34 protein-coding genes are annotated in these 21,419 nt (G+C 40.6%); all 34 read left to right on the top strand.

The window, feature by feature from the left end; genetic code table 11:
* The first annotated feature begins 554 nt into the window (after positions 1 to 554).
* The 34 genes from rpsL (at position 555) to carA (ending at position 21,418) form a co-directional block, all read left to right on the top strand.
* Complete coding sequence (gene rpsL, locus LXL81_RS17340; protein WP_090341137.1) at positions 555 to 965, top strand: 30S ribosomal protein S12; 411 nt, start codon at positions 555 to 557, stop codon at positions 963 to 965.
* Between the two features lie 123 nt (positions 966 to 1,088).
* Positions 1,089 to 1,556 carry a 30S ribosomal protein S7 gene (gene rpsG / locus LXL81_RS17335; RefSeq protein ID WP_090341140.1) on the top strand — a complete coding sequence of 156 codons (468 nt, stop codon included), beginning with the start codon at positions 1,089 to 1,091 and terminating at the stop codon, positions 1,554 to 1,556.
* A 493-nt stretch (positions 1,557 to 2,049) separates the two neighbouring features.
* Entirely contained in the window at positions 2,050 to 4,170 is a 2,121-nt protein-coding gene (fusA, locus tag LXL81_RS17330; RefSeq protein WP_234648038.1) for an elongation factor G, read from the top strand.
* Positions 4,171 to 4,307: 137 nt separating this feature from the next.
* A complete protein-coding gene (rpsJ, locus tag LXL81_RS17325) occupies positions 4,308 to 4,613 on the top strand; it encodes a 30S ribosomal protein S10 (protein ID WP_015813787.1) in 306 nt (101 codons plus the stop codon).
* A 281-nt stretch (positions 4,614 to 4,894) separates the two neighbouring features.
* On the top strand, positions 4,895 to 5,515 hold the full coding sequence (gene rplC, locus LXL81_RS17320; RefSeq protein WP_234648037.1) for a 50S ribosomal protein L3: 621 nt from the start codon (positions 4,895 to 4,897) through the stop codon (positions 5,513 to 5,515).
* Between the two features lie 4 nt (positions 5,516 to 5,519).
* Positions 5,520 to 6,149 carry a 50S ribosomal protein L4 gene (rplD, locus tag LXL81_RS17315; RefSeq protein ID WP_090341152.1) on the top strand — a complete coding sequence of 210 codons (630 nt, stop codon included), beginning with the start codon at positions 5,520 to 5,522 and terminating at the stop codon, positions 6,147 to 6,149.
* 2 nt (positions 6,150 to 6,151) lie between these two features.
* Entirely contained in the window at positions 6,152 to 6,439 is a 288-nt protein-coding gene (rplW, locus tag LXL81_RS17310; protein ID WP_090341154.1) for a 50S ribosomal protein L23, read from the top strand.
* A gap of 45 nt (positions 6,440 to 6,484) precedes the next feature.
* Positions 6,485 to 7,309 carry a 50S ribosomal protein L2 gene (gene rplB, locus LXL81_RS17305; protein WP_090341157.1) on the top strand — a complete coding sequence of 275 codons (825 nt, stop codon included), beginning with the start codon at positions 6,485 to 6,487 and terminating at the stop codon, positions 7,307 to 7,309.
* A gap of 10 nt (positions 7,310 to 7,319) precedes the next feature.
* Positions 7,320 to 7,598 carry a 30S ribosomal protein S19 gene (gene rpsS, locus LXL81_RS17300; protein WP_137342292.1) on the top strand — a complete coding sequence of 93 codons (279 nt, stop codon included), beginning with the start codon at positions 7,320 to 7,322 and terminating at the stop codon, positions 7,596 to 7,598.
* A gap of 55 nt (positions 7,599 to 7,653) precedes the next feature.
* Positions 7,654 to 8,055, top strand: coding sequence for a 50S ribosomal protein L22 (gene rplV / locus LXL81_RS17295; protein WP_090341163.1), 402 nt, complete (start codon positions 7,654 to 7,656; stop codon positions 8,053 to 8,055).
* A gap of 18 nt (positions 8,056 to 8,073) precedes the next feature.
* Entirely contained in the window at positions 8,074 to 8,901 is an 828-nt protein-coding gene (rpsC, locus tag LXL81_RS17290; protein WP_137342291.1) for a 30S ribosomal protein S3, read from the top strand.
* Positions 8,902 to 8,948: 47 nt separating this feature from the next.
* Positions 8,949 to 9,374, top strand: a complete 426-nt coding sequence (gene rplP / locus LXL81_RS17285; RefSeq protein WP_090341168.1) for a 50S ribosomal protein L16 — start codon at positions 8,949 to 8,951, stop codon at positions 9,372 to 9,374.
* 43 nt (positions 9,375 to 9,417) lie between these two features.
* Positions 9,418 to 9,612 carry a 50S ribosomal protein L29 gene (gene rpmC, locus LXL81_RS17280; protein WP_137342289.1) on the top strand — a complete coding sequence of 65 codons (195 nt, stop codon included), beginning with the start codon at positions 9,418 to 9,420 and terminating at the stop codon, positions 9,610 to 9,612.
* 16 nt (positions 9,613 to 9,628) lie between these two features.
* On the top strand, positions 9,629 to 9,892 hold the full coding sequence (gene rpsQ / locus LXL81_RS17275) for a 30S ribosomal protein S17 (protein ID WP_090341174.1): 264 nt from the start codon (positions 9,629 to 9,631) through the stop codon (positions 9,890 to 9,892).
* Between the two features lie 3 nt (positions 9,893 to 9,895).
* The gene (gene rplN / locus LXL81_RS17270; protein ID WP_090341176.1) at positions 9,896 to 10,264 is read left to right on the top strand and encodes a 50S ribosomal protein L14; all 369 of its coding nucleotides are present in this window, start codon (positions 9,896 to 9,898) and stop codon (positions 10,262 to 10,264) included.
* 49 nt (positions 10,265 to 10,313) lie between these two features.
* Positions 10,314 to 10,655, top strand: coding sequence for a 50S ribosomal protein L24 (gene rplX / locus LXL81_RS17265; RefSeq protein ID WP_234648036.1), 342 nt, complete (start codon positions 10,314 to 10,316; stop codon positions 10,653 to 10,655).
* A gap of 79 nt (positions 10,656 to 10,734) precedes the next feature.
* Complete coding sequence (rplE, locus tag LXL81_RS17260) at positions 10,735 to 11,295, top strand: 50S ribosomal protein L5 (protein ID WP_090341178.1); 561 nt, start codon at positions 10,735 to 10,737, stop codon at positions 11,293 to 11,295.
* A 27-nt stretch (positions 11,296 to 11,322) separates the two neighbouring features.
* On the top strand, positions 11,323 to 11,592 hold the full coding sequence (gene rpsN / locus LXL81_RS17255; protein ID WP_090341179.1) for a 30S ribosomal protein S14: 270 nt from the start codon (positions 11,323 to 11,325) through the stop codon (positions 11,590 to 11,592).
* A 77-nt stretch (positions 11,593 to 11,669) separates the two neighbouring features.
* A complete protein-coding gene (rpsH, locus tag LXL81_RS17250) occupies positions 11,670 to 12,068 on the top strand; it encodes a 30S ribosomal protein S8 (RefSeq protein WP_090341180.1) in 399 nt (132 codons plus the stop codon).
* A 21-nt stretch (positions 12,069 to 12,089) separates the two neighbouring features.
* Complete coding sequence (rplF, locus tag LXL81_RS17245) at positions 12,090 to 12,644, top strand: 50S ribosomal protein L6 (protein ID WP_234648035.1); 555 nt, start codon at positions 12,090 to 12,092, stop codon at positions 12,642 to 12,644.
* A gap of 49 nt (positions 12,645 to 12,693) precedes the next feature.
* A complete protein-coding gene (gene rplR / locus LXL81_RS17240; RefSeq protein WP_137342285.1) occupies positions 12,694 to 13,047 on the top strand; it encodes a 50S ribosomal protein L18 in 354 nt (117 codons plus the stop codon).
* 15 nt (positions 13,048 to 13,062) lie between these two features.
* The gene (rpsE, locus tag LXL81_RS17235; RefSeq protein ID WP_090341189.1) at positions 13,063 to 13,578 is read left to right on the top strand and encodes a 30S ribosomal protein S5; all 516 of its coding nucleotides are present in this window, start codon (positions 13,063 to 13,065) and stop codon (positions 13,576 to 13,578) included.
* A gap of 37 nt (positions 13,579 to 13,615) precedes the next feature.
* Positions 13,616 to 13,795, top strand: coding sequence for a 50S ribosomal protein L30 (rpmD, locus tag LXL81_RS17230; protein WP_159469519.1), 180 nt, complete (start codon positions 13,616 to 13,618; stop codon positions 13,793 to 13,795).
* A gap of 14 nt (positions 13,796 to 13,809) precedes the next feature.
* Positions 13,810 to 14,256 carry a 50S ribosomal protein L15 gene (gene rplO, locus LXL81_RS17225; protein WP_159469521.1) on the top strand — a complete coding sequence of 149 codons (447 nt, stop codon included), beginning with the start codon at positions 13,810 to 13,812 and terminating at the stop codon, positions 14,254 to 14,256.
* Positions 14,257 to 14,321: 65 nt separating this feature from the next.
* Complete coding sequence (secY, locus tag LXL81_RS17220; protein ID WP_090341193.1) at positions 14,322 to 15,635, top strand: preprotein translocase subunit SecY; 1,314 nt, start codon at positions 14,322 to 14,324, stop codon at positions 15,633 to 15,635.
* 6 nt (positions 15,636 to 15,641) lie between these two features.
* Complete coding sequence (map, locus tag LXL81_RS17215) at positions 15,642 to 16,439, top strand: type I methionyl aminopeptidase (RefSeq protein ID WP_234648034.1); 798 nt, start codon at positions 15,642 to 15,644, stop codon at positions 16,437 to 16,439.
* Between the two features lie 12 nt (positions 16,440 to 16,451).
* Entirely contained in the window at positions 16,452 to 16,670 is a 219-nt protein-coding gene (infA, locus tag LXL81_RS17210; protein ID WP_090341195.1) for a translation initiation factor IF-1, read from the top strand.
* A 48-nt stretch (positions 16,671 to 16,718) separates the two neighbouring features.
* A complete protein-coding gene (gene rpmJ, locus LXL81_RS17205; RefSeq protein WP_090341197.1) occupies positions 16,719 to 16,835 on the top strand; it encodes a 50S ribosomal protein L36 in 117 nt (38 codons plus the stop codon).
* A 5-nt stretch (positions 16,836 to 16,840) separates the two neighbouring features.
* Positions 16,841 to 17,218, top strand: a complete 378-nt coding sequence (gene rpsM, locus LXL81_RS17200; RefSeq protein ID WP_234648033.1) for a 30S ribosomal protein S13 — start codon at positions 16,841 to 16,843, stop codon at positions 17,216 to 17,218.
* A gap of 42 nt (positions 17,219 to 17,260) precedes the next feature.
* Positions 17,261 to 17,656: a 30S ribosomal protein S11 gene (gene rpsK / locus LXL81_RS17195; protein WP_159469528.1), complete on the top strand. Its 396-nt coding sequence runs from the start codon at positions 17,261 to 17,263 to the stop codon at positions 17,654 to 17,656.
* A gap of 91 nt (positions 17,657 to 17,747) precedes the next feature.
* Positions 17,748 to 18,353, top strand: coding sequence for a 30S ribosomal protein S4 (gene rpsD, locus LXL81_RS17190; RefSeq protein WP_159469530.1), 606 nt, complete (start codon positions 17,748 to 17,750; stop codon positions 18,351 to 18,353).
* Positions 18,354 to 18,490: 137 nt separating this feature from the next.
* Positions 18,491 to 19,480 carry a DNA-directed RNA polymerase subunit alpha gene (locus LXL81_RS17185; RefSeq protein ID WP_090341206.1) on the top strand — a complete coding sequence of 330 codons (990 nt, stop codon included), beginning with the start codon at positions 18,491 to 18,493 and terminating at the stop codon, positions 19,478 to 19,480.
* 74 nt (positions 19,481 to 19,554) lie between these two features.
* On the top strand, positions 19,555 to 20,121 hold the full coding sequence (gene rplQ / locus LXL81_RS17180; protein ID WP_234648032.1) for a 50S ribosomal protein L17: 567 nt from the start codon (positions 19,555 to 19,557) through the stop codon (positions 20,119 to 20,121).
* A gap of 193 nt (positions 20,122 to 20,314) precedes the next feature.
* Positions 20,315 to 21,418 (top strand): glutamine-hydrolyzing carbamoyl-phosphate synthase small subunit, encoded by a 1,104-nt coding sequence (carA, locus tag LXL81_RS17175; RefSeq protein ID WP_234648031.1) that lies wholly within the window; start codon positions 20,315 to 20,317, stop codon positions 21,416 to 21,418.
* The last annotated feature ends 1 nt before the right edge of the window (position 21,419 follow it).

Genomic DNA, 21,419 nt, shown 5'->3' with positions numbered 1-21,419 from the left:
TTTGATGAGCGTTTATGGGTTCTAAAAGACAATACTACTAAACAACGTTTGGAAATAAAATTCTGGATATGAAGGACAAATATTTTTAATGAAAAAATAAAATGATCTCCTAAAATAGTGACTCGCAGTCAATAATTAATCGTTTTACGTTATTTATTGTTTAATAACAGTTACAAATCTTGATTATTCGCTGCGGCAACTTTTATTTAATTTTTTTATTAAAGATTTATTTTGATCCCGGACAAATCAGAATTCATATTTTCAGGATACTCCTATCAATCGAAATATACCGCTCTTTTGTTGCAAAGTAAGTTTTTAATATAACAAAACCCGCTATTTGCATCGCAACTCATAAAAGGAGAATCTTGAAAGTGAGCGCAGTAATTAATCATTTATGGATTTTGAGTAACGTTTATAGACTAATTAATAAAAAAAAAGGAATTAACATTTTGAAAATCAGTCTTGGTCTGTTACTTTTGCAGTCCGATTTTTCGGGAAAACCGTTTGTAAAACAATCGATTAGTTGATTAACTAGATTAAAATCAATTCATTAAATGCCAACTATTTCACAATTAGTCCGTAAAGGTAGAGAGACCATTACATGGAAATCCAAGTCACCGGCTTTGGATTCTTGCCCTCAGCGTCGTGGAGTATGTACTCGTGTATATACCACAACGCCAAAGAAACCGAACTCAGCACTTCGTAAAGTTGCGCGTGTTCGTCTTTCTAACAACAAAGAAGTGAATGCCTACATCCCGGGTGAAGGCCACAACTTGCAGGAGCATTCGATCGTTTTGATCCGTGGTGGTCGTGTTAAAGATTTACCAGGTGTGCGTTATCACATTATCCGTGGTGCATTGGATACAGCTGGTGTTAACGGACGTAAACAACGTCGTTCTAAATACGGTGCAAAACGCCCTAAACCAGGACAAGTTGCAGCACCGGTAAAAGGTAAGAAAAAATAAAAAGTAACTCTCTCTGCTTTTATTAAAGAACTATTCTGATAAATAAAAGGGAAGTAATCCTGGATTCTGTTCAGGGTGAATAAGTTGCAAAACGAAACCTCGTGTAAAACATTAAGTACAAAAATGAGAAAGTCCAAACCAAAGAAAAGATATATCCTGCCTGATCCTAAGTTCAGAGATGTACAGGTTACAAAATTTGTAAACAACCTGATGCTTCAAGGCAAGAAAAGCATTGCTTTCACAATTTTTTATGACGCATTAGAAGTGGTTGAGAAAAAAACCAGCGAAAGTGGTCTTGAAACTTGGAAAAAAGCATTGAACAATGTAACTCCATCTGTTGAAGTAAAAAGCCGTCGTGTTGGTGGTGCTACTTTCCAGGTTCCAACAGAAGTACGTCCGGAACGTAAGCAAGCTTTGGGTATGAAATGGTTGATCAACTACGCTCGTAAGCGTGGAGAAAAAACTATGGTAGACCGTTTGGCTGGCGAAATCGTTGCTGCCGCTAAAGGTGAAGGAGCTGCTGTTAAGAAAAAAGACGATACGCACCGTATGGCGGATGCGAACAAAGCATTCTCGCATTTCCGTTTCTAGGAAAGCGTTTTGATACAATATGAAACAGGTACTGCATGTAAATAGCAGTACCTGTTTTTGTGTATGAGGGTTTAGATTTTAATGTCTGATCACTAACTTTCTTATTCCCCGGTGATAATGGCAACTTGCGGAATCATGAAATAGTCAAGCAGACTAAGGAAAAAGTGTTTCTCAATGACTGTTGATAATTTGTAAATAATAATTACAAATAGTCATATATTTTGATAAATATTTTTAAATAATCTGGTTTTTTTTTGGTTCTCTCGCTAACTACCTGCTTACGTAAGTTCATCACGTTGTTTAAGGAATGCCAATGATCATGTCATTTTTCAAATTTTATTCAAAAAATAATCCATACTCATTGTTTTTATAATCAACTATTTATACTTTTGCACTCTGAATTTTTTGCAGTGGTGTGAAAATGCCCTAATATTATTCAGAGCTTCCTACAAGAATTGAATTGCAACGAATATAAATAACAGCACCATTTGCCATGGCACGTGATCTAAGATTAACAAGAAATATTGGTATTGCTGCGCACATCGATGCGGGTAAAACTACAACCACCGAGCGTATCCTTTATTACGCAGGAGTAAGCCACAAAATTGGAGAAGTACATGATGGTGCTGCTACAATGGACTGGATGGAGCAGGAGCAGGAGCGTGGTATTACCATTACTTCGGCGGCTACAACAGTTGATTGGACTTACCGTAATGAAAAATACCATATCAACATTATTGATACACCGGGTCACGTTGACTTTACTGTTGAGGTAAACCGTTCCCTTCGTGTATTGGATGGATTGGTTTTCTTATTCAGTGCGGTTGATGGTGTTGAGCCTCAGTCAGAAACTAACTGGCGTCTGGCTAACAATTATAATGTAGCACGTATCGGTTTCGTAAACAAAATGGACCGTTCTGGTGCAGACTTTCTTAAAGTTTGTGCGCAGGTGAAAGAAATGCTTGGTAGCTACGCTGTACCTCTTCAATTGCCGATCGGTGCTGAAGATACGTTCAGAGGAGTAGTTGACTTGGTTAACTTCCGTGGTATCGAATGGAATGAAGAAGATAAAGGAATGACTTTCAGAGAAGTTCCTATTCCTGAGGATATGTTGGAAGAGGCAACTGAATGGAGAGAAAAACTTCTTGAAGCTGTTGCTGAATTTGACGACACTTTGATGGAAAAATATTTTGAAGATCCAGCTTCAATCTCAGAAGACGAAATTCTTGCAGCTTTGCGCGCAGCGACAATCAGCATGAAAATCGTTCCTATGGTTTGTGGTTCTTCTTTCAAAAACAAAGGTGTTCAAACGATGCTTGATTACGTGATGGCAATTTTGCCTTCTCCTCAGGATCGTGAAAGCATTATCGGAACTGATCCACGTACTGGTCTTGAAATTTCTCGCCAGCCAACGGATGCAGATCCTTTCTGTGCACTTGCGTTTAAAATTGCAACTGACCCTTATGTAGGACGTCTTTGCTTTATCCGCTCTTATTCAGGATATCTGGATTCAGGTTCTTATGTATTGAACAACCGTTCAGGAAATAAGGAGCGTATCTCTCGTATCTTCCAAATGCACGCAAACAAGCAAAATCAAATCGATCGTCTTGAAGCGGGTGATATTGGAGCGGTAGTAGGTTTCAAAGATATTAAAACTGGTGATACGTTATCTGACGAAAAGAACCCAATCGTTCTTGAATCAATGGTATTCCCTGAGCCGGTAATTGGTTACGCAATCGAGCCTAAGAAAGCTGCGGATAGTGATAACTTCTCTAAGGCAATCACGAAGTTGATCGAAGAAGATCCTACGTTACAGGTTGAAAGTAACGAGGAAACTGGTCAGACGATCATCAAAGGAATGGGAGAGCTTCACCTTGAAATTATCATCGACCGTATGCGTCGTGAATTTAAGGTGGAAGTAAACCAGGGTGCACCTCAGGTTGCTTACAAAGAGATTCTTACGAAGAACTATGAGCACCGTGAAGTTTACAAGAAACAAACAGGTGGTCGTGGTAAATTTGCCGATATCCTTTTTGAAATCGGACCGAGAGACGACAACGAAGAAGGACAAGAGCCAAAAACTGGTTTACAGTTCGTTAACCAAATAGTGGGTGGTACTATTCCTCGTGAATTTATCGCACCAATCCAAAAAGGTTTCGAAGCATCTATGTCAAATGGTGCCCTTGCAGGTTATCCTTTGGATTCGATGAAAGTACGTTTGTACCACGGTTCATTCCACGATGTCGATTCAGATGCGCTATCTTTTGAATTAGCTGCTAAAATTGGTTTCAGAGAATCAGCACGTCACGCAGGTTCGAAATTGATGGAGCCTATCATGCATGTTGAAGTACTTACGCCTGATGAATACACTGGACCTATCACAGGTGACCTTAACCGTCGTCGTGGTATCATGAGAGGTATGGATTCACGTAATGGTGCTCAGGTTATCAAAGCGGACGTTCCTTTGTCAGAATTGTTCGGTTATGTAACGGATCTTCGTACGATGTCATCAGGACGCGCTACTGCTTCTCTGACATTCGCTTACTACGAAGTTGTGCCTCAGCATATCTCTGATACAGTAATTGAAAAAGCAAAAGGCTTAGTTAAAGCTTAATAAAAATATTAGCCACTGCTCAGAAAAGGGCAGTGGCTAAAAATATTTAAGCCAGTGAAGTAAATGGTTCTTTCGCTGGTGGATTGTCGGGATCAGTTCCCATCAAGTTTTTCAAGAACCGGAAATAAGCAAATAAGATGAATCAAAAAATTCGTATCAAACTGCGGTCATTCGATCACAACTTAGTTGACAAATCAGCTGAGAAAATCGTTAAGGCTGTTAAGGCAACTGGTGCCGTTGTTAGTGGTCCAATTCCTTTGCCGACTAAAACAGAAAAATTCACTGTTTTACGTTCTCCTCACGTGAACAAAAAATCCCGTGAACAATTCCAGCTTTGTACTTACAAACGTCTGGTAGACATTTTCTCTACAAGTGCAAAAACTGTTGATGCACTAATGAAGCTTGAATTGCCAAGCGGAGTTGACGTAGAGATCAAAGTTTAGTGATTCTTACAGGTTTATTATTTAAACCTATTACATAATTGGATGAAGGTCCGGAATTCTGGAAACCACATCTGAGCTCATTCAGGTAATAATTCGAATGTTTTTTTGTGTTCGATCAATGCCAGGAATTAACTGAGGTCAGATGTTTAGTACATCTGACCTTTTTTGCTGATTATCAGTGAGAAATAATAAAATACCGCTTTGATATAAAATTTCAAATTTCTATCTTTGCAGTCCGTTTTAAAGAATAGGGTTTTACCTGCTAATTTAAATTAATTACGATGTCTGGTTTAATAGGTAAAAAAATCGGAATGACTAGTTTGTACAATGCTGACGGGCAGGCTCTGGCATGTACTGTGATTCAAGCTGGTCCTTGTGTTGTTACACAAGTTAGGTCCGAGGAAAAGGATGGGTATAAGGCCCTCCAATTAGGTTTTGGCGAGAGAAAAGAGAAAAACTCTACTCAGCCGTTAATAGGTCACTTCAAAAAGGCCGGAACAACTCCAAAGCACAAGCTTGTAGAGTTCAAGGAATTTGAAGTGGAGCATGAACTTGGAACTTCACTATCAGTGCAAGATATCTTTGCAGAAGGTGAATTCGTAGATGTAGTTGGTTCTGCCAAAGGCCGCGGTTTTCAGGGTGTTGTAAAGCGCCATGGTTTCGCAGGGGTTGGTGGACAAACTCACGGTCAGCATAACCGTGCACGTCACCCAGGTTCGATTGGTGCTTGTTCGTTCCCTTCACGCGTATTTAAAGGCATTCGTATGGGTGGGCGCATGGGTAACAATCGTGTAAAAATTCAGAATTTGCGTATTCTGAAAGTGATACCTGAGCAAAACTTGCTAGTTGTAAGTGGCTCAGTACCGGGTTCAAAGAATTCATTTCTAATCATTGAGAAATAGTACCATGGAACTGTCCGTATTAAATATAAAAGGAGAAGATACCGGCAAGAAGGTAAGTGTGTCTGAAGAAATTTTCGGAATCGAACCTAACGAGCATGCGATCTATCTCGATGTGAAATTGTACTTGGCCAATCAGCGCCAAGGTACACACAAGTCAAAAGAACGTGCTGAGATCAATCACTCAACACGTAAGATCAAGAAACAAAAAGGTACAGGTGGAGCACGTGCAGGTAGCATTAAATCCCCGGTGTTCGTAGGTGGTGGTCGTATATTCGGTCCTCGCCCTCGTAATTATACTTTCAAGATCAACAGAAAAGTGAAAACGTTAGCGCGTATTTCTGCTCTTTCTGCGAAAGCGAAAATTGACGCAATATCTGTTTTGGAGTCATTTACTTTTGACGCCCCAAAAACAAAGTCATATCTGACTGTACTTAATTCACTTTCATTAGTGAACACAAAAACATTGTTGATCCTTCCTGAGGTTGATAGCAATGTGTACCTGTCAAGCAGAAACATTCCTAAAGCGAAAGTTACTACTGTTGATTTGGTAAATACATATGATCTGATGAATGCAGACCGCCTTTTAATAAGTGAATCTGCTCTGTCTAATTTGGAAACCCTATTAAACAAATAGTGATGAGTGTACTGAAACGACCGATTATAACAGAAAAGGTAACGGCTCAGGGTGGTCAGGGAAAGTATGCCTTTGAAGTAACACTTACTTCAAACAAGGTTGAAATCAAAAAGGCTATCGAGAAACTGTTTGGGGTTACCGTAGAGAGCGTTCATACAATGCGTAGCATTGGTAAAAGCAAATCCCGTACATCGGGTGGAAAGTTTGTAAGTGGAAAAACGTCAACCATTAAGAAAGCTATTGTAACAGTAGCTGAAGGTGAGATCATCGACATTTACGGTGAAGCTTAGAATTTTGGTTGATCTATTCAAATCTTAGAAGAGTTAAGTATAGCAATGGCAGTTAAAAAATTAAAACCGACAAGTGCTGGTCAACGTTTTCGCATGGCTCCTGCTTTTGAGGAGATCACAGCGTCAAAACCTGAAAAGAGCCTATTAGAGCCTGTTAAAAGAACAGGTGGTCGTAATAGCTCCGGACATCGTACCATGCGTCATATAGGTGGTGGTCACAAACGCAGATATCGTGTTATCGATTTCAAAAGAAATCGTTTTGATGCACCAGCAACAGTTCTTACAATAGAATACGATCCAAACCGCTCAGCACGTATCGCACTGGTACAATATGCTGATGACGAAAAAAGATACGTAATCGCTCCAAACGGATTGAAAGTAGGACAAGTAATTGTTTCAGGAAGTTCAGTAGCACCAGAAATGGGAAATGCGCTTCCACTAGGTTCAATGCCAATTGGTACAATTGTTCACAATATTGAATTGACTCCTGGTAAAGGTGGTCAGTTTGCAAGAAGCGCGGGAGCTTATGCTCAGCTTGTAGCGCGTGAAGGTAAATACGCAGTAATTAAAATGCCATCCGGCGAAATGCGTATGATTCTTTCAACTTGTATCGCAACGGTTGGAACAGTTTCCAATTCAAGTCACATGAATGTGAATTACGGTAAAGCAGGCCGTAAACGTTGGTTAGGTCGTCGCCCAAGAGTTCGTGGTGTTGCTATGAACCCAGTCGATCACCCAATGGGTGGTGGTGAAGGCCGCTCATCAGGAGGCCAGCCTAGATCAAGAAACGGACAGTTCTCAAAAGGACTTAAGACTCGTGATCGTAATAAGCATTCTGAGAAATTGATTATCAGCCGTCGTAAAAAATAATTAGAATAATATGGCACGCTCATTAAAAAAAGGACCATACATCGACTTTCGTCTGGACATCAAGATTCAGACGATGAACAGCGCAGCACGTAAGTCGGTAATAAAGACATGGTCAAGACGCTCAATGATCTCTCCGGATTTTATTGGACATACATTCGCAGTTCACAACGGTAACAAATTCATACCGGTTTATGTAACTGAAAACATGGTTGGACACAAATTAGGAGAGTTTTCGCCAACGCGTAACTTCCGTGGTCACACCGCCAAAAAAGATAAAGGTAGAAAATAATTAGTCGACGATAGCTGGGTTTCGTCAATCGGAACCAGCCTATATCTGAAAGAACATGGAAGCAAGAGCTATATTAAGAAATGTGCCTACTTCTCCTCGTAAGATGAGATTAGTAGCCGACATGATTCGCGGACAAAAGGTCAGCAAAGCGTTGGCGCTGTTAAAGTTTCAACCAAGAGCTTCTTCACCAATTTTGCATAAAGTTTTACTTTCTGCAGTTGCCAACTGGCAGCAATTGAATGAAGATGCAAAGCTGGAAGACGCTGATCTTTATGTTAAAACCGTATTTATTGACGGTGGACGTATGTTGAAGCGTTTGCGCCCTGCACCGCAAGGAAGAGCACACAGAATCCGTAAGCGTTCAAATCACATTACACTTGTGGTTGATGACAAAGCGGAAGTTGCTACAACGGATGTTGCCGCAAGCGTTGAAAACAAAGTAATCACCGAATCATAAGTAAACGATCTATTTCGAATGGGACAAAAGGTTAATCCTATAGGTCTGAGACTAGGAATTGTTAGAGGCTGGGACTCTAGCTGGTATGGAGGAAAAGATTTTTCTGATAAACTAGTTGAAGACGAAAAAATTCGTAACTATATAAAAGCACGTATCCCAAAAGGATCAATCTCTAAAGTAGTTATCGAGCGTACACTGAAACGTATCACACTTACAATTCACACGGCTCGTCCGGGTATCGTAATTGGTAAAGGTGGTAGTGAAGTTGACAAGATCAAAGAAGAGCTTAAAAAAATCACAGGAAAAGACGTTCAGATTAACATCTACGAAATCAAACGTCCTGAGATTGATGCAAAATTAGTTGGAGAAGCAATTGCACAACAACTACAAGCTCGTATCTCCTACCGTCGTGCTATGAAGCAATCAATCGCTTCTGCTATGCGTGTAGGAACTCAAGGTATCAAAATCCGTCTTGCGGGACGTTTGGGTGGAGCTGAAATGGCTCGTACTGAAGAGTATAAAGAAGGACGTATTCCTCTACATACACTGAGAGCGGATATTGACTATGCAATCTCGGAAGCACAAACTATCTATGGTAAAATAGGTATCAAAGTTTGGATCTTCAAAGGTGAATTGTACGGAAAGCGTGATTTGACCCCAAGTGCTGCAACAGCTGCTGCTGACAGAAGCGACAGAGGAACAGGATCAGGCGGCGGAAACGACCGTAACAAGGACAGAAGAGGTGGTCGCGGCGGAAACGATAGTAACCGTGGCGGTGGTAGTGAAGGCGGTGGCGGCGGAAGCGAAGCTGATCGTCGTAAGAGAAGTAGAAATAAGAAGAAGTAATCAGACATTTTCCGATTTTGTGAAATCGGTTCAAATAGATTAGAATCATGTTACAGCCGAAAAGAACAAAATTTCGCAAGCAACAAAAAAACAAAGGTTCAGAAAAGGGACTAGCCACTCGTGGTGCTGAAATCGCTTTCGGATCTTTCGCAATCAAGTCGCTTGAGCCAGGCTGGCTAACAGCACGTCAAATAGAAGCAGCGCGTATTTCAGTTACACGTGCTATGAAACGTGAAGGCCAGGTATGGATTCGTGTGTTCCCTGACAAACCTATTACAAAGAAACCTGCAGAGGTTCGTATGGGTAAAGGTAAAGGAGCTCCTGAGTATTGGGTTGCACCAATCAAGCCGGGAACAATCATCTTCGAAGCAACCGGTGTTCCACTGGAAACTGCTAACGAAGCATTGCGTCTGGCTGCACAAAAGCTGCCAGTTAAAACAAAGTTCGTGGTACGTCGGGATTATCAAGAATAGACCAACCCCGAACGTTATCTAAGAACGCTAATTATTAAAAGCAATGACTAGTAAAGAAATACAAGACCTGTCGCAGGATCAGCTGAAAGAACAGATCGCACAAGAAAGAGAGCGCCTACTTCGTTTGAAATTCGCGCACGCTATTTCGCCGATCGAAAACCCTTTGCGTATTCGCGCCTCGCGTAAGGAAATTGCAAAACTATTGACCGAACTGTCGGCTAAAACTAACCAACAGTAAATCAGTTTAAGAAATTATGGAGGCAACAGAAAGAAATTTACGGAAAGAAAGAGTCGGTAAAGTAGTGAGCAACAAAATGGAGAAATCCTGCGTGATCACTGTTGAACGTAAAGTTAAGCACGAGAAATATGGTAAGTTTATGACTAAAACTACCAAACTTATGGTGCATGACGAAAATAACCAGGTTGGTATCGGTGATACAATCAAAGTTATGGAAACCCGTCCGCTTAGTAAGAATAAGCGTTGGAGATTAATTGAAATCCTTGAAAAAGCTAAGTAACAAATGGTACAGCAAGAATCAAGACTGTCGGTAGCAGACAACAGTGGGGCGAAGGAAGTACTCGTTATTCGTGTACTTGGCGGAACTGGCAAACGCTATGCTTCAGTAGGCGATAAGATCGTCGTAACAGTAAAGTCTGCTCTTTCTTCGAGCAGCATGAAAAAAGGAACGGTTTCAAAAGCCGTGGTTGTACGGACTAAAAAGGAAGTACGCCGCAAGGATGGTACATACATTCGCTTTGAGGATAATGCAGCCGTTTTACTTAACAACAACGACGAACCACGTGGCTCACGTATCTTCGGTCCAGTAGCGCGTGAATTGCGTGAAAAACAATTTATGAAGATTGTTTCCCTGGCACCGGAAGTGTTGTAAGAAATAAAGACAAAAGTATTTCTTCAGAACCGATTAGAGAATACCTCAAATGGAAAGCAAAAATAAAAACGTACCTGCAAAATTGCATATCCGCAAAGGAGATACTGTAAAAGTAATTTCCGGAAACGCGAAAGGTGAAACAGGGGTTATCAAAACTGTGCTTATTGAGAAATCAAGAGCAACTGTGGAAGGTGTAAATTTGATTACGAAACACGTAAAACCAAATGCACAGAACCCACAGGGAAGCATCGAAAAACGTGAAGGTACTATTCATATCAGTAACCTGATGGTAGTAGATCCTAAAACTGGCGAAGCGACTCGTACGGGCCGTAAAGCAAACGATAAAGGAAAGTTACAACGGTTCTCTAAAAAATCAGGAGACTTTTTATAGGTCTCCCGGTTTCCGGACCAGTTGTTAGTTTTATATACGAAGCGCGTGGGTCGGCAATCCACATAATTAACTCAGAAAAATGGCACAGCCAAGATTAAAAGAAAAGTACGTTAGCGAAGTAGTTTCGCAACTGAAAGAAAAGTTTGAGTACAAGTCTGTAATGCAAGTACCTCGCTTGACTAAAATTGTTATCAACAAAGGTATCGGCGCAGCCGTATCTGACAAGAAATTGGTTGATACAGGAGTTGAAGAGCTTGGATTGATTACAGGACAGAAAGCAATTGCTACCATTTCTAAAAAGGCGGTTTCCAACTTTAAGTTGCGTGAAAACATGCCGATTGGAGCAAAAGTTACACTACGCGGAGACCGTATGTACGAATTCCTTGACCGTTTGACTTCTATCGCGATGCCTCGTGTACGTGATTTTAAAGGAATCAGCGACAAAGGATTTGATGGTCGTGGAAATTATACTTTTGGTGTGAAAGAACAAATCATCTTCCCTGAGATCTCTATCGAAAAGGTAAACAAGATCACAGGTATGGATATCACATTTGTTACTTCAACTAATTCTGACGAAGAAAGTTACGAATTGTTGAAAGCACTTGGTATGCCTTTCACTAATGCGAACAAACAAGGATAATTCTTAAGATTAAGATATTTACCGACAATGGCAAAAGAATCAGTAAAAGCACGGGAAAGAAAAAGACAAGCATTAGTAGCTCGTTATGCTGAAAAGCGTAAAACATTAAAGGCTGCTGAGGATTGGGTTGGCCTGGATAAATTACCCCGTAACTCATCGCCTGTACGTCTGCACAATCGTTGCAAGATCACAGGAAGACCTCGTGGATATATGCGCAAATTCGGAATCTCAAGAGTTCTGTTCCGGGAAATGGCCTCTGATGGTAAAATTCCGGGTGTTACAAAATCAAGTTGGTAGGAATACTTTCAATTCTGATTTCAATTACTTAACTTTGCACTCCCGTTTTAAGGGAGTGTTTAAACTAGGCATAAAAAATGTTAACGGATCCCATAGCAGATTATCTGACGAGACTCAGAAACGCCATCAAAGCGAAGCACAGGGTTGTTGAGATACCTGCATCCAACATAAAAAAAGAAATAACGAAGGTACTTTTTGATAAAGGGTATATCCAGAGTTATAAATTTGACGAAGTCGGCCCTCAGGGTGTGATCAAGATAGCCTTGAAATACAATCCTGTTACGAAACAAAATGCAATTGTAAAATTGCAGCGTGTTAGTAAGCCAGGGTTACGCAAGTACTCCGGGACATCTACACTACCTCGCGTTTTGGGTGGTCTTGGAACTGTAATTATCTCGACATCGAAAGGTGTTATGACAGATAAGGAAGCCAAAACACTGAATGTAGGTGGAGAGGTGTTATGTTTCGTGTACTAATATTTTAAAGTTATTCAGGAAATGTCACGAATAGGAAATAAATTAATCACTATACCAGCAGGCGTTACGATCTCTGTATCTGACGATAACCTGGTATCAGTTAAGGGTCCAAAAGGAACGCTTACTCAGTCTGTTGACACCGATATCGCAATCGAAATCGAAGGAAATGAATTGAAAGTAAAACGTCCTAGCGAACAAAAGCGCCACAAAGCGTTGCACGGTTTGTACCGCTCACTAATTAACAATATGGTTATTGGTGTTGAAGCCGGATACAAAAAGGAAATGGAAATCATCGGTGTGGGTTACAAAGCCAGCGCCGTTGGTAACGTTTTGGAGTTGCAATTGGGTTATTCACATAATATTTTTATGTCTATACCTGATGAACTAAAAATTACAACCACTTCCGAAAAGGGTCAGAATCCAAAAGTAATTTTGGAAGGTATTGACAAGGAATTGATAGGTTCTGTTGCTGCTAAAATTAAGTCTCTACGTAAAGTAGAACCTTATAAAGGTAAGGGTATCCGTTTTGTTGGTGAAATCGTTCGCCGCAAAGCTGGTAAGTCTGCTAAGAAATAGTGCGTAGCCACAGGATGATTTTGTTAACTAAGTTTAGATAAGATTTAAAATGGCTACCTCAAAAGTAGATAGAAGACAACGCCTTAAATATCACATTCGTAAGAAAGTGAAAGGTAGTGCTGAACGTCCCCGTCTTTCGGTTTTCCGTTCAAACACTAGCATCTATGCTCAAATCATTGATGATATTCAAGGTATAACCCTGGTAAGTGCTTCGACGCTTGACCTTGGTGAGAGAAAAGAAAGTTCTAACGTAGAGGCAGCTCTTGCAGTTGGAAAGAAGATTGCCGAAAAGGCGCAGGCAGCAGGTATTCTTGCGGTAGTATTTGACCGTAACGGATATTTGTACCATGGTAAAGTAAAAGCATTGGCCGAAGGAGCTCGCGAGGGTGGCCTGAAATTCTAAGAATAAGCAAAGACTATGTCTACAAATACAAAACCTTCAAAGGTTAACGAATCGGATCTGAAAGAACGCGTTGTTGCGATCAATCGGGTAGCAAAAGTAGTAAAAGGCGGTCGTCGTTTTAGTTTCTCTGCCATCGTGGTTGTGGGTGACGGAAAAGGTGTGGTAGGTCATGGACTAGGTAAAGCAAATGAAGTAACAGATGCTATTGCCAAAGGAATTGACGATGCTAAAAAGAATTTGATTCAAATTCCTATGCTGAAAAACACTGTTCCTCATGCGATGGAAGGTAAATTCAGCGGTGGATTTGTATTGATCAAACCAGCAGCTCCTGGTACAGGGGTTCTTGCGGGTGGCCCAATGCGCGCCGTTCTTGAAAGTGCCGGTATCAAAGACGTCCTTGCTAAGTCAAAAGGATCTTCGAATCCGCATAACGTTATCAAAGCTACAATTGACGCTCTTTTAAAAATGAGAGCTCCTCATCAGGTTGCTTTCCAACGTGGAGTTAAATTGGACAAAGTATTCAACGGATAATCCTTACAAGGGATTATCCTTTTATCTGAGAGTAATTATGTCAAAAGTACGTATTACACAAATTAAAAGTGTTATCGATCGTCCGGAAAGACAAAAGTTAACTATCAAAGCCTTAGGCTTGGGTAAGATTAACCGTTCGGTTGAGCAGGAAAATACCGACGCCATTGCGGGTATGATCCGTAAGGTAAGTCACTTAGTTTTAGTTGAAGAAATCTAATAAATACTAAAAGTATGAATCTTAGTTCATTAAAACCGGCAGCTGGATCCGTTAAAGTCGGAAAACGTGTCGGACGTGGTCAGGGATCCGGTTTAGGCGGAACTTCTGCACGTGGACATAATGGAGCACAGTCTCGTTCAGGTTACAGCCGTAAATTGGGTTTTGAAGGTGGCCAGATGCCGCTTCAAAGACGTTTGCCGAAATTCGGTTTTAACAACATTAACAGAGTAGAATACAAAGCATTAAATCTTGATGCAATTCAGGCTCTTGTTGAAAAAACAAATGCTACTGTAATTACGCTTGAATTGATTCGTGAGAACGGACTTTGTGCGAAAAAAGACCTTGTGAAAATTCTTAACCGTGGAGAGATTACATCTGCTGTTGAAGTTCAGGCAAATGGTTTTTCTGCATCGGCCATCGAAGCGATTGAAAAAGCAGGTGGTAAGGCAGTTAAATTGTAACCTTGTTGGTTCAGTTCTAAACCGTGTATGTTTGATTATCGAACAGATAATGTAAGCCCCATAACATGAAACGATTTTTTGAGACGATAAAACATATATTTTCGATTGAGGAGTTGAGAACCAGAATTCTCAACACTCTTTTGTTTATAACAATATTCCGTTTAGGGTCTTATGTAGCTTTGCCTGGTGTAGAACCGGATCAGATGAATTTTTCATCACAGGGTTTATTAGGTCTTCTTGATACTTTCTTAGGTGGAGCTTTTAGTAAAGCTTCCATCTTTGCACTTGGTATCATGCCTTACATTTCTGCTTCCATTGCTATTCAGCTTCTGACTATGGCGTTGCCGTATTTCCAGAAGATGCAAAAAGAAGGAGAGTCAGGGCGTAAGAAGTTAAATCAAATTACAAGGGTTCTGACGATTGTTGTGACACTGGTACAAGGAACAGCGTATTTGAATACAACTGTTCCTGATGAAGCATTGCTTGTTTCCCGCAGCTTGTTTTCTATATCATCAGTTTTTGTTCTTGCAGCCGGCACTATGTTCTGTATGTGGCTGGGGGAGCGTATTACTGATAAAGGTGTAGGAAATGGTATCTCGATGTTGATTATGATTGGTATTGTTTCCCGTTTTCCGGGTGCGATTCTTAAAGAATTTCAATCAAGAGGAACGGGCGGAATTCTGCTTTTCGTATTAGAAATTGTAGCCTTGTATTTCGTAATCATGGGTGCTGTGATGTTAACACAAGCAGTTCGCCGTATACCGATACAATACGCAAAACAGGTAGTTGGTAACCGGGTTATGGGTGGCCAGCGTCAATACCTTCCATTGAAATTGAATGCAGCAGGTGTTATGCCAATTATTTTTGCACAGGCCCTGATGTTTATTCCTTCTCTTGGAGCGTCATACTTTGCTGAAAAAAGTGACTTCGCCAGTAACGTAGCCACGATTTTTGCAAACTATACAACCTGGCAATACAATTTGTTGTTTGCATTTCTTATCATCGTCTTTACTTTTTTCTATACTGCAATCTCGGTTAATCCGCAGCAAATTGCAGATGATATGAAAAGAGGAGGTGGTTTTATTCCAGGTGTGAAACCGGGTCAGCAGACTTCTGAATATATCAGTTCTGTATTAGATCGCATTACCTTCCCTGGTTCACTTATGTTGGCGCTGGTAGCTATCCTGCCTGCTTTTGCAAGTATGGTTGGTGTGTCAACAGACTTTGCGCACTTCTTCGGTGGGACATCTTTACTTATCATGGTAGGTGTTGTTCTGGATACATTGCAACAAGTTGAAAGTTACCTGTTGATGCGGAGATATGAGGGGCTAATGAAATCAGGACGTGTAAAAGGTAGGACTGAAAGTGTCGCTATCTGATTTGGAATGATCTATTTGAAAACAGAGGAGGAAATAAACCTCATTAAAGAAAGTGCTCAGGTTTTAGGTAAGGCACATGCCGAAGTGGCGCAATGGGTTAAACCAGGTATCACAACTAAAAAGCTTGACACAATCGCTGAGGATTATATAAGAAGTTTTGGAGGAATACCTTCGTTCAAAGGCTTCAACAATTTCCCTGCTTCACTTTGTATGTCTGTAAATGAAGTTGTAGTTCACGGTATTCCCGGGAATTATGAACTAAAAGACGGAGACATTGTTTCAATTGATTGCGGTGTTAAGTTAAATGGATTCCACAGCGACAGTGCTTATACATATCCTGTGGGTGAAGTATCGAAAGAGGTAATGGATCTTTTAACTGCAACCAAAAAATCTCTTTATAAGGGAATTGAGCAGGCAGTTGACGGATTAAGAGTAGGCGATATCGGATTTGCAGTACAGCATTATTGTGAACAAAAAGGTTACACCGTCGTTCGCGAACTTGTTGGCCATGGCGTGGGAAGAGAACTCCACGAAGCACCGGAAGTTCCTAATTACGGAAAAAGAGGAAAGGGATTACGTTTGAAAGAGGGAATGGTCCTGGCGATCGAACCGATGATTAACTTAGGTACTAAGTCAGTTATGCAGGAAAAAGACGGCTGGACAATCAGGACAACGGATCGTAAATACTCAGCTCATTTTGAACATACGGTTGTAGTGCGTAAAGGAAAAGCTGAAATTCTTACCACTTTTGATTATATAGAACAAGTCACGGCGAATACCAGCCTAATGGTTGAAGTAAAGTAATAAAAGCTACGAATGGCAAAACAAGCATCAATTGAACAAGACGGAGTCATTTTAGAAGCACTCTCAAATGCAATGTTTCGTGTAGTATTGGAAAATAAGCACGAAGTAATAGCACACATTTCAGGTAAAATGAGGATGCACTATATTAAAATTTTACCTGGCGACCGTGTAAAGCTTGAAATGTCTCCATACGACTTATCAAAAGCGAGAATTGTATACCGATACAAATAAGCTAAGAATTTGAATAGATTAGTTTAGGAAATAACTATTGTAAGTAACATGAAAGTTAAAGCATCAGTAAAAAAGCGCAGTGTAGACTGCAAAGTCATACGCCGGAAGGGTAAGGTCTACGTAATTAATAAGAAGAACCCACGGTATAAACAAAGACAAGGTTAATAATTATGGCACGTATTTCAGGAGTTGATATCCCCGACCGTAAAAGAGGCGAAATTGCCTTAACTTACATTTTTGGAATTGGTCGCAGTACTGCGAAGAAAATTCTGGACAAAGCAGGTGTGGATCTGGATAAAAAGGTACTTGACTGGTCAGATGAAGAGTCAGGGGCTATTCGTTCTGTAATTACAGGCGAATATAAAGTAGAGGGAGCACTAAAGTCGGAGGTTCAATTGAGTATCAAACGCTTAATGGATATTGCTTGTTACCGTGGCCTTCGTCATCGTAAGGGATTGCCATTGCGCGGACAGAGAACCAAGAATAACTCTCGTACTCGTAAGGGTAAACGCAAGACAATCGCGAACAAGAAAAAGGCTACTAAATAAACAATGAGTGTGGCATCACAGCCACATCTTATTCCATAAGCAATGGCACAAAATAAAAGAAAAGACAAGGCAAAGAAGAGAGTTGTTGTAGTAGAATCGGTGGGTCAGGTACACATCAGAGCTTCTTTCAACAACATCATCATCTCTATCACTAACAGCAATGGACAGGTGATCTCATGGGCTTCGGCTGGTAAAATGGGATTCCGTGGTTCTAAGAAAAACACACCTTATGCAGCACAGACTGCGGCACAGAACTGTGCTCAGGTTGCGTTTGATCTTGGAATGCGTAAAGCTGAAATTTTTGTTAAAGGACCTGGTTCAGGTCGTGAGTCGGCAATCCGTACGATTCAGAATGCAGGAATTGAAGTAACCACGATTCGTGATATTACTCCACTTCCTCACAACGGATGTCGTCCTCCGAAAAGAAGAAGAGTTTAGTTTATTTTTTATCCAATGATTCCTTCATTCGTAATTTGGACACTGGGGTTACAGAATGGTTATCATTAACATTACAAACAATTAGTATCAAATGGCTCGTTACACAGGTCCCAAATCAAAGATTGCAAGACGCTACGGAGAACCAATTTTAGGCCCTAGCAAAGCACTTGCAAAGAAAAATTACCCACCCGGAGTACACGGAAAGGGTCGTCGTTCCAAAAAATCGGAATACGCTTTACAATTAATGGAAAAGCAAAAAGTTAAGTTTATCTACGGTATTCTTGAAAGACAGTTTCGTAATCTATTCGAAAAAGCGTCTGTAAAAGAAGGTCTTACTGGTGAAAACTTACTTCGTTTCTGCGAAGCTCGTCTTGATAACACAGTTTATCGTTTAGGTATCGCACCTACAAGACGTGCAGCTCGTCAGCTGGTTTCTCACAAACACATCCTTGTTGATGGAGAAATCGTTAACATTCCTTCCTATTCTTTACGTCCTGGACAAACTGTTACAGTTCGTGAAAAATCTAAATCTCTTGAAGCTGTTTCGGAAAGCTTAGCTGGCCACAGTTCAAAAGGATTCAACTGGTTGGAATGGAATGGACAAGAGCTTTCAGGTAAGTTCATAACTTTCCCTGACCGCGAGCAGATTCCTGAAAACATCAACGAGCAACTTATCGTTGAGTTGTACTCGAAATAATAAGTAATCTTCAAAATTTTATGAGCACGCTTCAGTCTTGGAGCGTGCTTGTAGCCGAAAAACGGCAATATTTGCGATCGCAAAGGTAACGGTAGCGTGATCAACTATCATTTACTACTATAAAAGGAGCAAGGACTATGTCAATATTAGCTTTCCAAATGCCTGATAAGGTCGTCATGGAAAAAGCAGACGACTTTCACGGGTTGTTTGAATTTAAGCCTTTAGAGAAAGGGTATGGCGTAACAATCGGTAATGCGTTACGCAGGATTCTTCTTTCATCTTTGGAAGGCTATGCCATCACGAGCGTGAAGTTCCCTGGTGTTCTTCATGAATTTTCGTCCATTGAAGGTATTGTTGAGGATGTAACAGAAATCATCCTGAACCTTAAGATGGTTCGATTTAAAAAAGTATCGGATTTAAACGAAAGCAGAATAGTTGTTAATCTTAAAAATGTTTCGGTTATCACAGCCGGTGACATCAGCAAGTTTACCAGCGCTTTCGAAGTTTTAAATCCTGATCAAGTAATTTGTCATATTGACGACAACAAGGAGTTCGAAATGGAACTTTTGTTGGATAAAGGAAGAGGATACGTTCCTGCTGATGAGCCAAGAGCAAATGAATTGCCTTTCGGATACATCGCAATGGACTCGATCTATACGCCGATTAAAAATGTTAAATACAGCGTTGAAAATACGCGTGTTGAACAACGTACCGATTACGAACGTCTTTTAATTGATATTCAAACTGATGGGTCAATCCACCCGGAAGATGCTCTTAAAGGAGCTGCGAATATTTTGATTCAACACTTTATGCTATTCTCTGATCAGACGATGACGTTTGAGAAACAGAAAGCCGAAGAAGATAATCAGGTTGATGAAGAAATGTTGCGTATGAGGAAATTGCTTAAAACTTCATTGTCAGAGTTGGATCTTTCAGTTCGTGCATACAACTGTTTGAAATCAGCTGACGTGAAATCTTTGGGTGATTTAGTAAGACTTGAAATTTCGGACATGATGAAGTTCCGTAACTTCGGTAAAAAATCTCTGACTGAGTTGGAGCAACTTGTTGCTGACAAACAACTCGTATTTGGAATGGATGTTGCCAAATATCGTTTGGACGAAGAATAAAATAAATTCCATAATAAGTATGTATTCTGTAGCGCGTAGCAATGCGCAGCTCGAAGCAACTAAACAAAAACAAAATGAGACACGGAAGAAAAGTAAATCACCTGGGAAGAACGCATTCACACAGAAAAGCAATGCTTGCGAATATGGCTTCCTCGTTGATTCTTCACAAAAGAATTGAGACAACGCTTGCAAAAGCGAAAGAACTTAAAAAGTTTGTTGAGCCTTTGTTAACTCGCGCGAAAGAAGATACGACCCACAATCGTCGTGTGATCTTTGGTTATTTGAACGACAAAGAATCAGTTAAAGAACTTTTTGGTACTATTTCTGATAAAATTGCTGACCGTCCGGGCGGATACACGCGTATCATCAAATTGGGTAACCGTTTGGGTGATGCTGCTGAAATGTCTTTGATGGAACTTGTTGATTTCAACGATGCATTACTACTTGCTAACGCAGACAAACCTGTGAAAACTCGTCGTAGCCGTCGTGGTGGTAAGAAAGAAGGCGGATCAGAAACATCAGCAGTAGAAGCAGCACCAGCTGCGCCGAAAGCTGATTTCCCGATCGTAGCTGAAGACGAAACACCAGAAGCTCCAAAAGCTGAGTCTGATGAATCTCAAGAAGATGCTAAAAGCGAATAGTTTTGTGGAAAGCATCCGATAAATATTAATTAAAAGGGTTAAACGTTTTCGTTTAACCCTTTTTTTTGACTAAAAATATATACTTTTGCAGCGCCAAATTTAATAGCAAGATGGTGCTTTGTTTCTTACTGTGCATGAATTGAACTGCTTTATCAGTAAGAGCGTTATAATTAGCAAATCGATTTAACCATATATGAATCAAAAGAAAGAGGCTTTATTACTGCTGGAAGACGGAACAGCATATAGAGGGTTAGCTTTAGGGATAGACGGCACAACCGGTGGCGAGATCTGCTTTAACACGGGAATGACGGGGTATCAGGAAATTTATACTGACCCTTCCTATTTTGGACAAATCATAGTTAACACCAATTCCCACATCGGAAATTATGGTGTTCAGCTGGAAGATGAAGAAGAATCAAGTTCAGTAAAAATCAAAGGAATGGTATGCAATACCTTCTCTACGATTTATTCACGGGATACAGCTGATTATTCTCTTCAAGAATATTTTGAAAGGGCGAAAATTGTTGGTGTTAGTAATGTTGACACCAGACATATTGTTCGCCACGTTCGTGAAAAAGGAGTAATGAACGCCATTATTTCATCCCAGATCTTGGATGAAAAAGAATTGATGGACGAATTGCACAAAGTGCCTTCCATGGATGGTCTTGAATTATCGTCCCTTGTAACCACGGACACGCCTTATTTCATGGGCACGGAAGCTGGAAGCAAATGGAGAATTGCGGTAATGGATTATGGTATCAAGAAAAGCATTCTGAATAATCTTACACAGCGCGGATGTTACTGCAAGGTTTTTCCTGCACAGGCGTCTTTCGAAGAAGTAATGAGCTGGAACCCGGACGGATTTTTTATCTCCAACGGACCCGGCGATCCATCAGCGATGCCTTACGCAATAAAGACAGTGGACGAAATGGTGAAAACAGGCAAGCCATTGTTTGGTATTTGTCTTGGTCACCAGTTGCTGGCGCTTTCAAGCGGAATTAATACATATAAAATGCACCATGGCCACCGTGGTTTAAATCATCCGGTTAAAAACCTGATCACGGGTATGTGCGAGATCACATCTCAAAATCATGGTTTTGCTGTTAATCCTGACGAAATCCAGAGTCACCCGGACGTTGAGATTACCCACGTTAACCTGAATGATAAAACGATTGAAGGAATTCGTCGTAAAGATTATCCAGCGTTCTCGGTACAATATCACCCGGAAGCTTCACCAGGACCGCATGATTCGCGTTACTTATTTGACGAGTTTGCCAAGCTTCTGTCAGAGGTTTAGA

Source organism: Dyadobacter sp. CY356, from assembly GCF_021440195.1.
Lineage (GTDB): Bacteria > Bacteroidota > Bacteroidia > Cytophagales > Spirosomataceae > Dyadobacter.
The sequence above is the reverse complement of the archived record's forward strand: the minus strand, read 5'-3'. Positions and strand labels throughout refer to the sequence as shown.

Bases quoted from the DNA above. Each gene is read 5' to 3' on its own strand.
- rpsK (WP_159469528.1), top strand. From the start codon at position 17,261: ATGGCACAAAATAAAAGAAAAGACAAGGCAAAGAAGAGAGTTGTTGTA.
- rplP (WP_090341168.1), top strand. From the start codon at position 8,949: ATGTTACAGCCGAAAAGAACAAAATTTCGCAAGCAACAAAAAAACAAA.
- rpmC (WP_137342289.1), top strand. From the start codon at position 9,418: ATGACTAGTAAAGAAATACAAGACCTGTCGCAGGATCAGCTGAAAGAA.
- rpsM (WP_234648033.1), top strand. From the start codon at position 16,841: ATGGCACGTATTTCAGGAGTTGATATCCCCGACCGTAAAAGAGGCGAA.
- rpsJ (WP_015813787.1), top strand. From the start codon at position 4,308: ATGAATCAAAAAATTCGTATCAAACTGCGGTCATTCGATCACAACTTA.
- rpsC (WP_137342291.1), top strand. From the start codon at position 8,074: ATGGGACAAAAGGTTAATCCTATAGGTCTGAGACTAGGAATTGTTAGA.
- rplO (WP_159469521.1), top strand. From the start codon at position 13,810: ATGAATCTTAGTTCATTAAAACCGGCAGCTGGATCCGTTAAAGTCGGA.
- rpmD (WP_159469519.1), top strand. From the start codon at position 13,616: ATGTCAAAAGTACGTATTACACAAATTAAAAGTGTTATCGATCGTCCG.
- rpsD (WP_159469530.1), top strand. From the start codon at position 17,748: ATGGCTCGTTACACAGGTCCCAAATCAAAGATTGCAAGACGCTACGGA.
- rplF (WP_234648035.1), top strand. From the start codon at position 12,090: ATGTCACGAATAGGAAATAAATTAATCACTATACCAGCAGGCGTTACG.
- rplB (WP_090341157.1), top strand. From the start codon at position 6,485: ATGGCAGTTAAAAAATTAAAACCGACAAGTGCTGGTCAACGTTTTCGC.
- rpsG (WP_090341140.1), top strand. From the start codon at position 1,089: ATGAGAAAGTCCAAACCAAAGAAAAGATATATCCTGCCTGATCCTAAG.
- rplC (WP_234648037.1), top strand. From the start codon at position 4,895: ATGTCTGGTTTAATAGGTAAAAAAATCGGAATGACTAGTTTGTACAAT.
- infA (WP_090341195.1), top strand. From the start codon at position 16,452: ATGGCAAAACAAGCATCAATTGAACAAGACGGAGTCATTTTAGAAGCA.
- rplN (WP_090341176.1), top strand. From the start codon at position 9,896: ATGGTACAGCAAGAATCAAGACTGTCGGTAGCAGACAACAGTGGGGCG.
- rplR (WP_137342285.1), top strand. From the start codon at position 12,694: ATGGCTACCTCAAAAGTAGATAGAAGACAACGCCTTAAATATCACATT.
- rplQ (WP_234648032.1), top strand. From the start codon at position 19,555: ATGAGACACGGAAGAAAAGTAAATCACCTGGGAAGAACGCATTCACAC.
- LXL81_RS17185 (WP_090341206.1), top strand. From the start codon at position 18,491: ATGTCAATATTAGCTTTCCAAATGCCTGATAAGGTCGTCATGGAAAAA.
- rplW (WP_090341154.1), top strand. From the start codon at position 6,152: ATGAGTGTACTGAAACGACCGATTATAACAGAAAAGGTAACGGCTCAG.
- rpmJ (WP_090341197.1), top strand. From the start codon at position 16,719: ATGAAAGTTAAAGCATCAGTAAAAAAGCGCAGTGTAGACTGCAAAGTC.
- rpsH (WP_090341180.1), top strand. From the start codon at position 11,670: ATGTTAACGGATCCCATAGCAGATTATCTGACGAGACTCAGAAACGCC.
- rpsS (WP_137342292.1), top strand. From the start codon at position 7,320: ATGGCACGCTCATTAAAAAAAGGACCATACATCGACTTTCGTCTGGAC.
- rpsN (WP_090341179.1), top strand. From the start codon at position 11,323: ATGGCAAAAGAATCAGTAAAAGCACGGGAAAGAAAAAGACAAGCATTA.
- rpsQ (WP_090341174.1), top strand. From the start codon at position 9,629: ATGGAGGCAACAGAAAGAAATTTACGGAAAGAAAGAGTCGGTAAAGTA.
- rpsE (WP_090341189.1), top strand. From the start codon at position 13,063: ATGTCTACAAATACAAAACCTTCAAAGGTTAACGAATCGGATCTGAAA.
- rplV (WP_090341163.1), top strand. From the start codon at position 7,654: ATGGAAGCAAGAGCTATATTAAGAAATGTGCCTACTTCTCCTCGTAAG.
- carA (WP_234648031.1), top strand. From the start codon at position 20,315: ATGAATCAAAAGAAAGAGGCTTTATTACTGCTGGAAGACGGAACAGCA.
- fusA (WP_234648038.1), top strand. From the start codon at position 2,050: ATGGCACGTGATCTAAGATTAACAAGAAATATTGGTATTGCTGCGCAC.
- rpsL (WP_090341137.1), top strand. From the start codon at position 555: ATGCCAACTATTTCACAATTAGTCCGTAAAGGTAGAGAGACCATTACA.
- map (WP_234648034.1), top strand. From the start codon at position 15,642: ATGATCTATTTGAAAACAGAGGAGGAAATAAACCTCATTAAAGAAAGT.
- secY (WP_090341193.1), top strand. From the start codon at position 14,322: ATGAAACGATTTTTTGAGACGATAAAACATATATTTTCGATTGAGGAG.
- rplX (WP_234648036.1), top strand. From the start codon at position 10,314: ATGGAAAGCAAAAATAAAAACGTACCTGCAAAATTGCATATCCGCAAA.
- rplE (WP_090341178.1), top strand. From the start codon at position 10,735: ATGGCACAGCCAAGATTAAAAGAAAAGTACGTTAGCGAAGTAGTTTCG.
- rplD (WP_090341152.1), top strand. From the start codon at position 5,520: ATGGAACTGTCCGTATTAAATATAAAAGGAGAAGATACCGGCAAGAAG.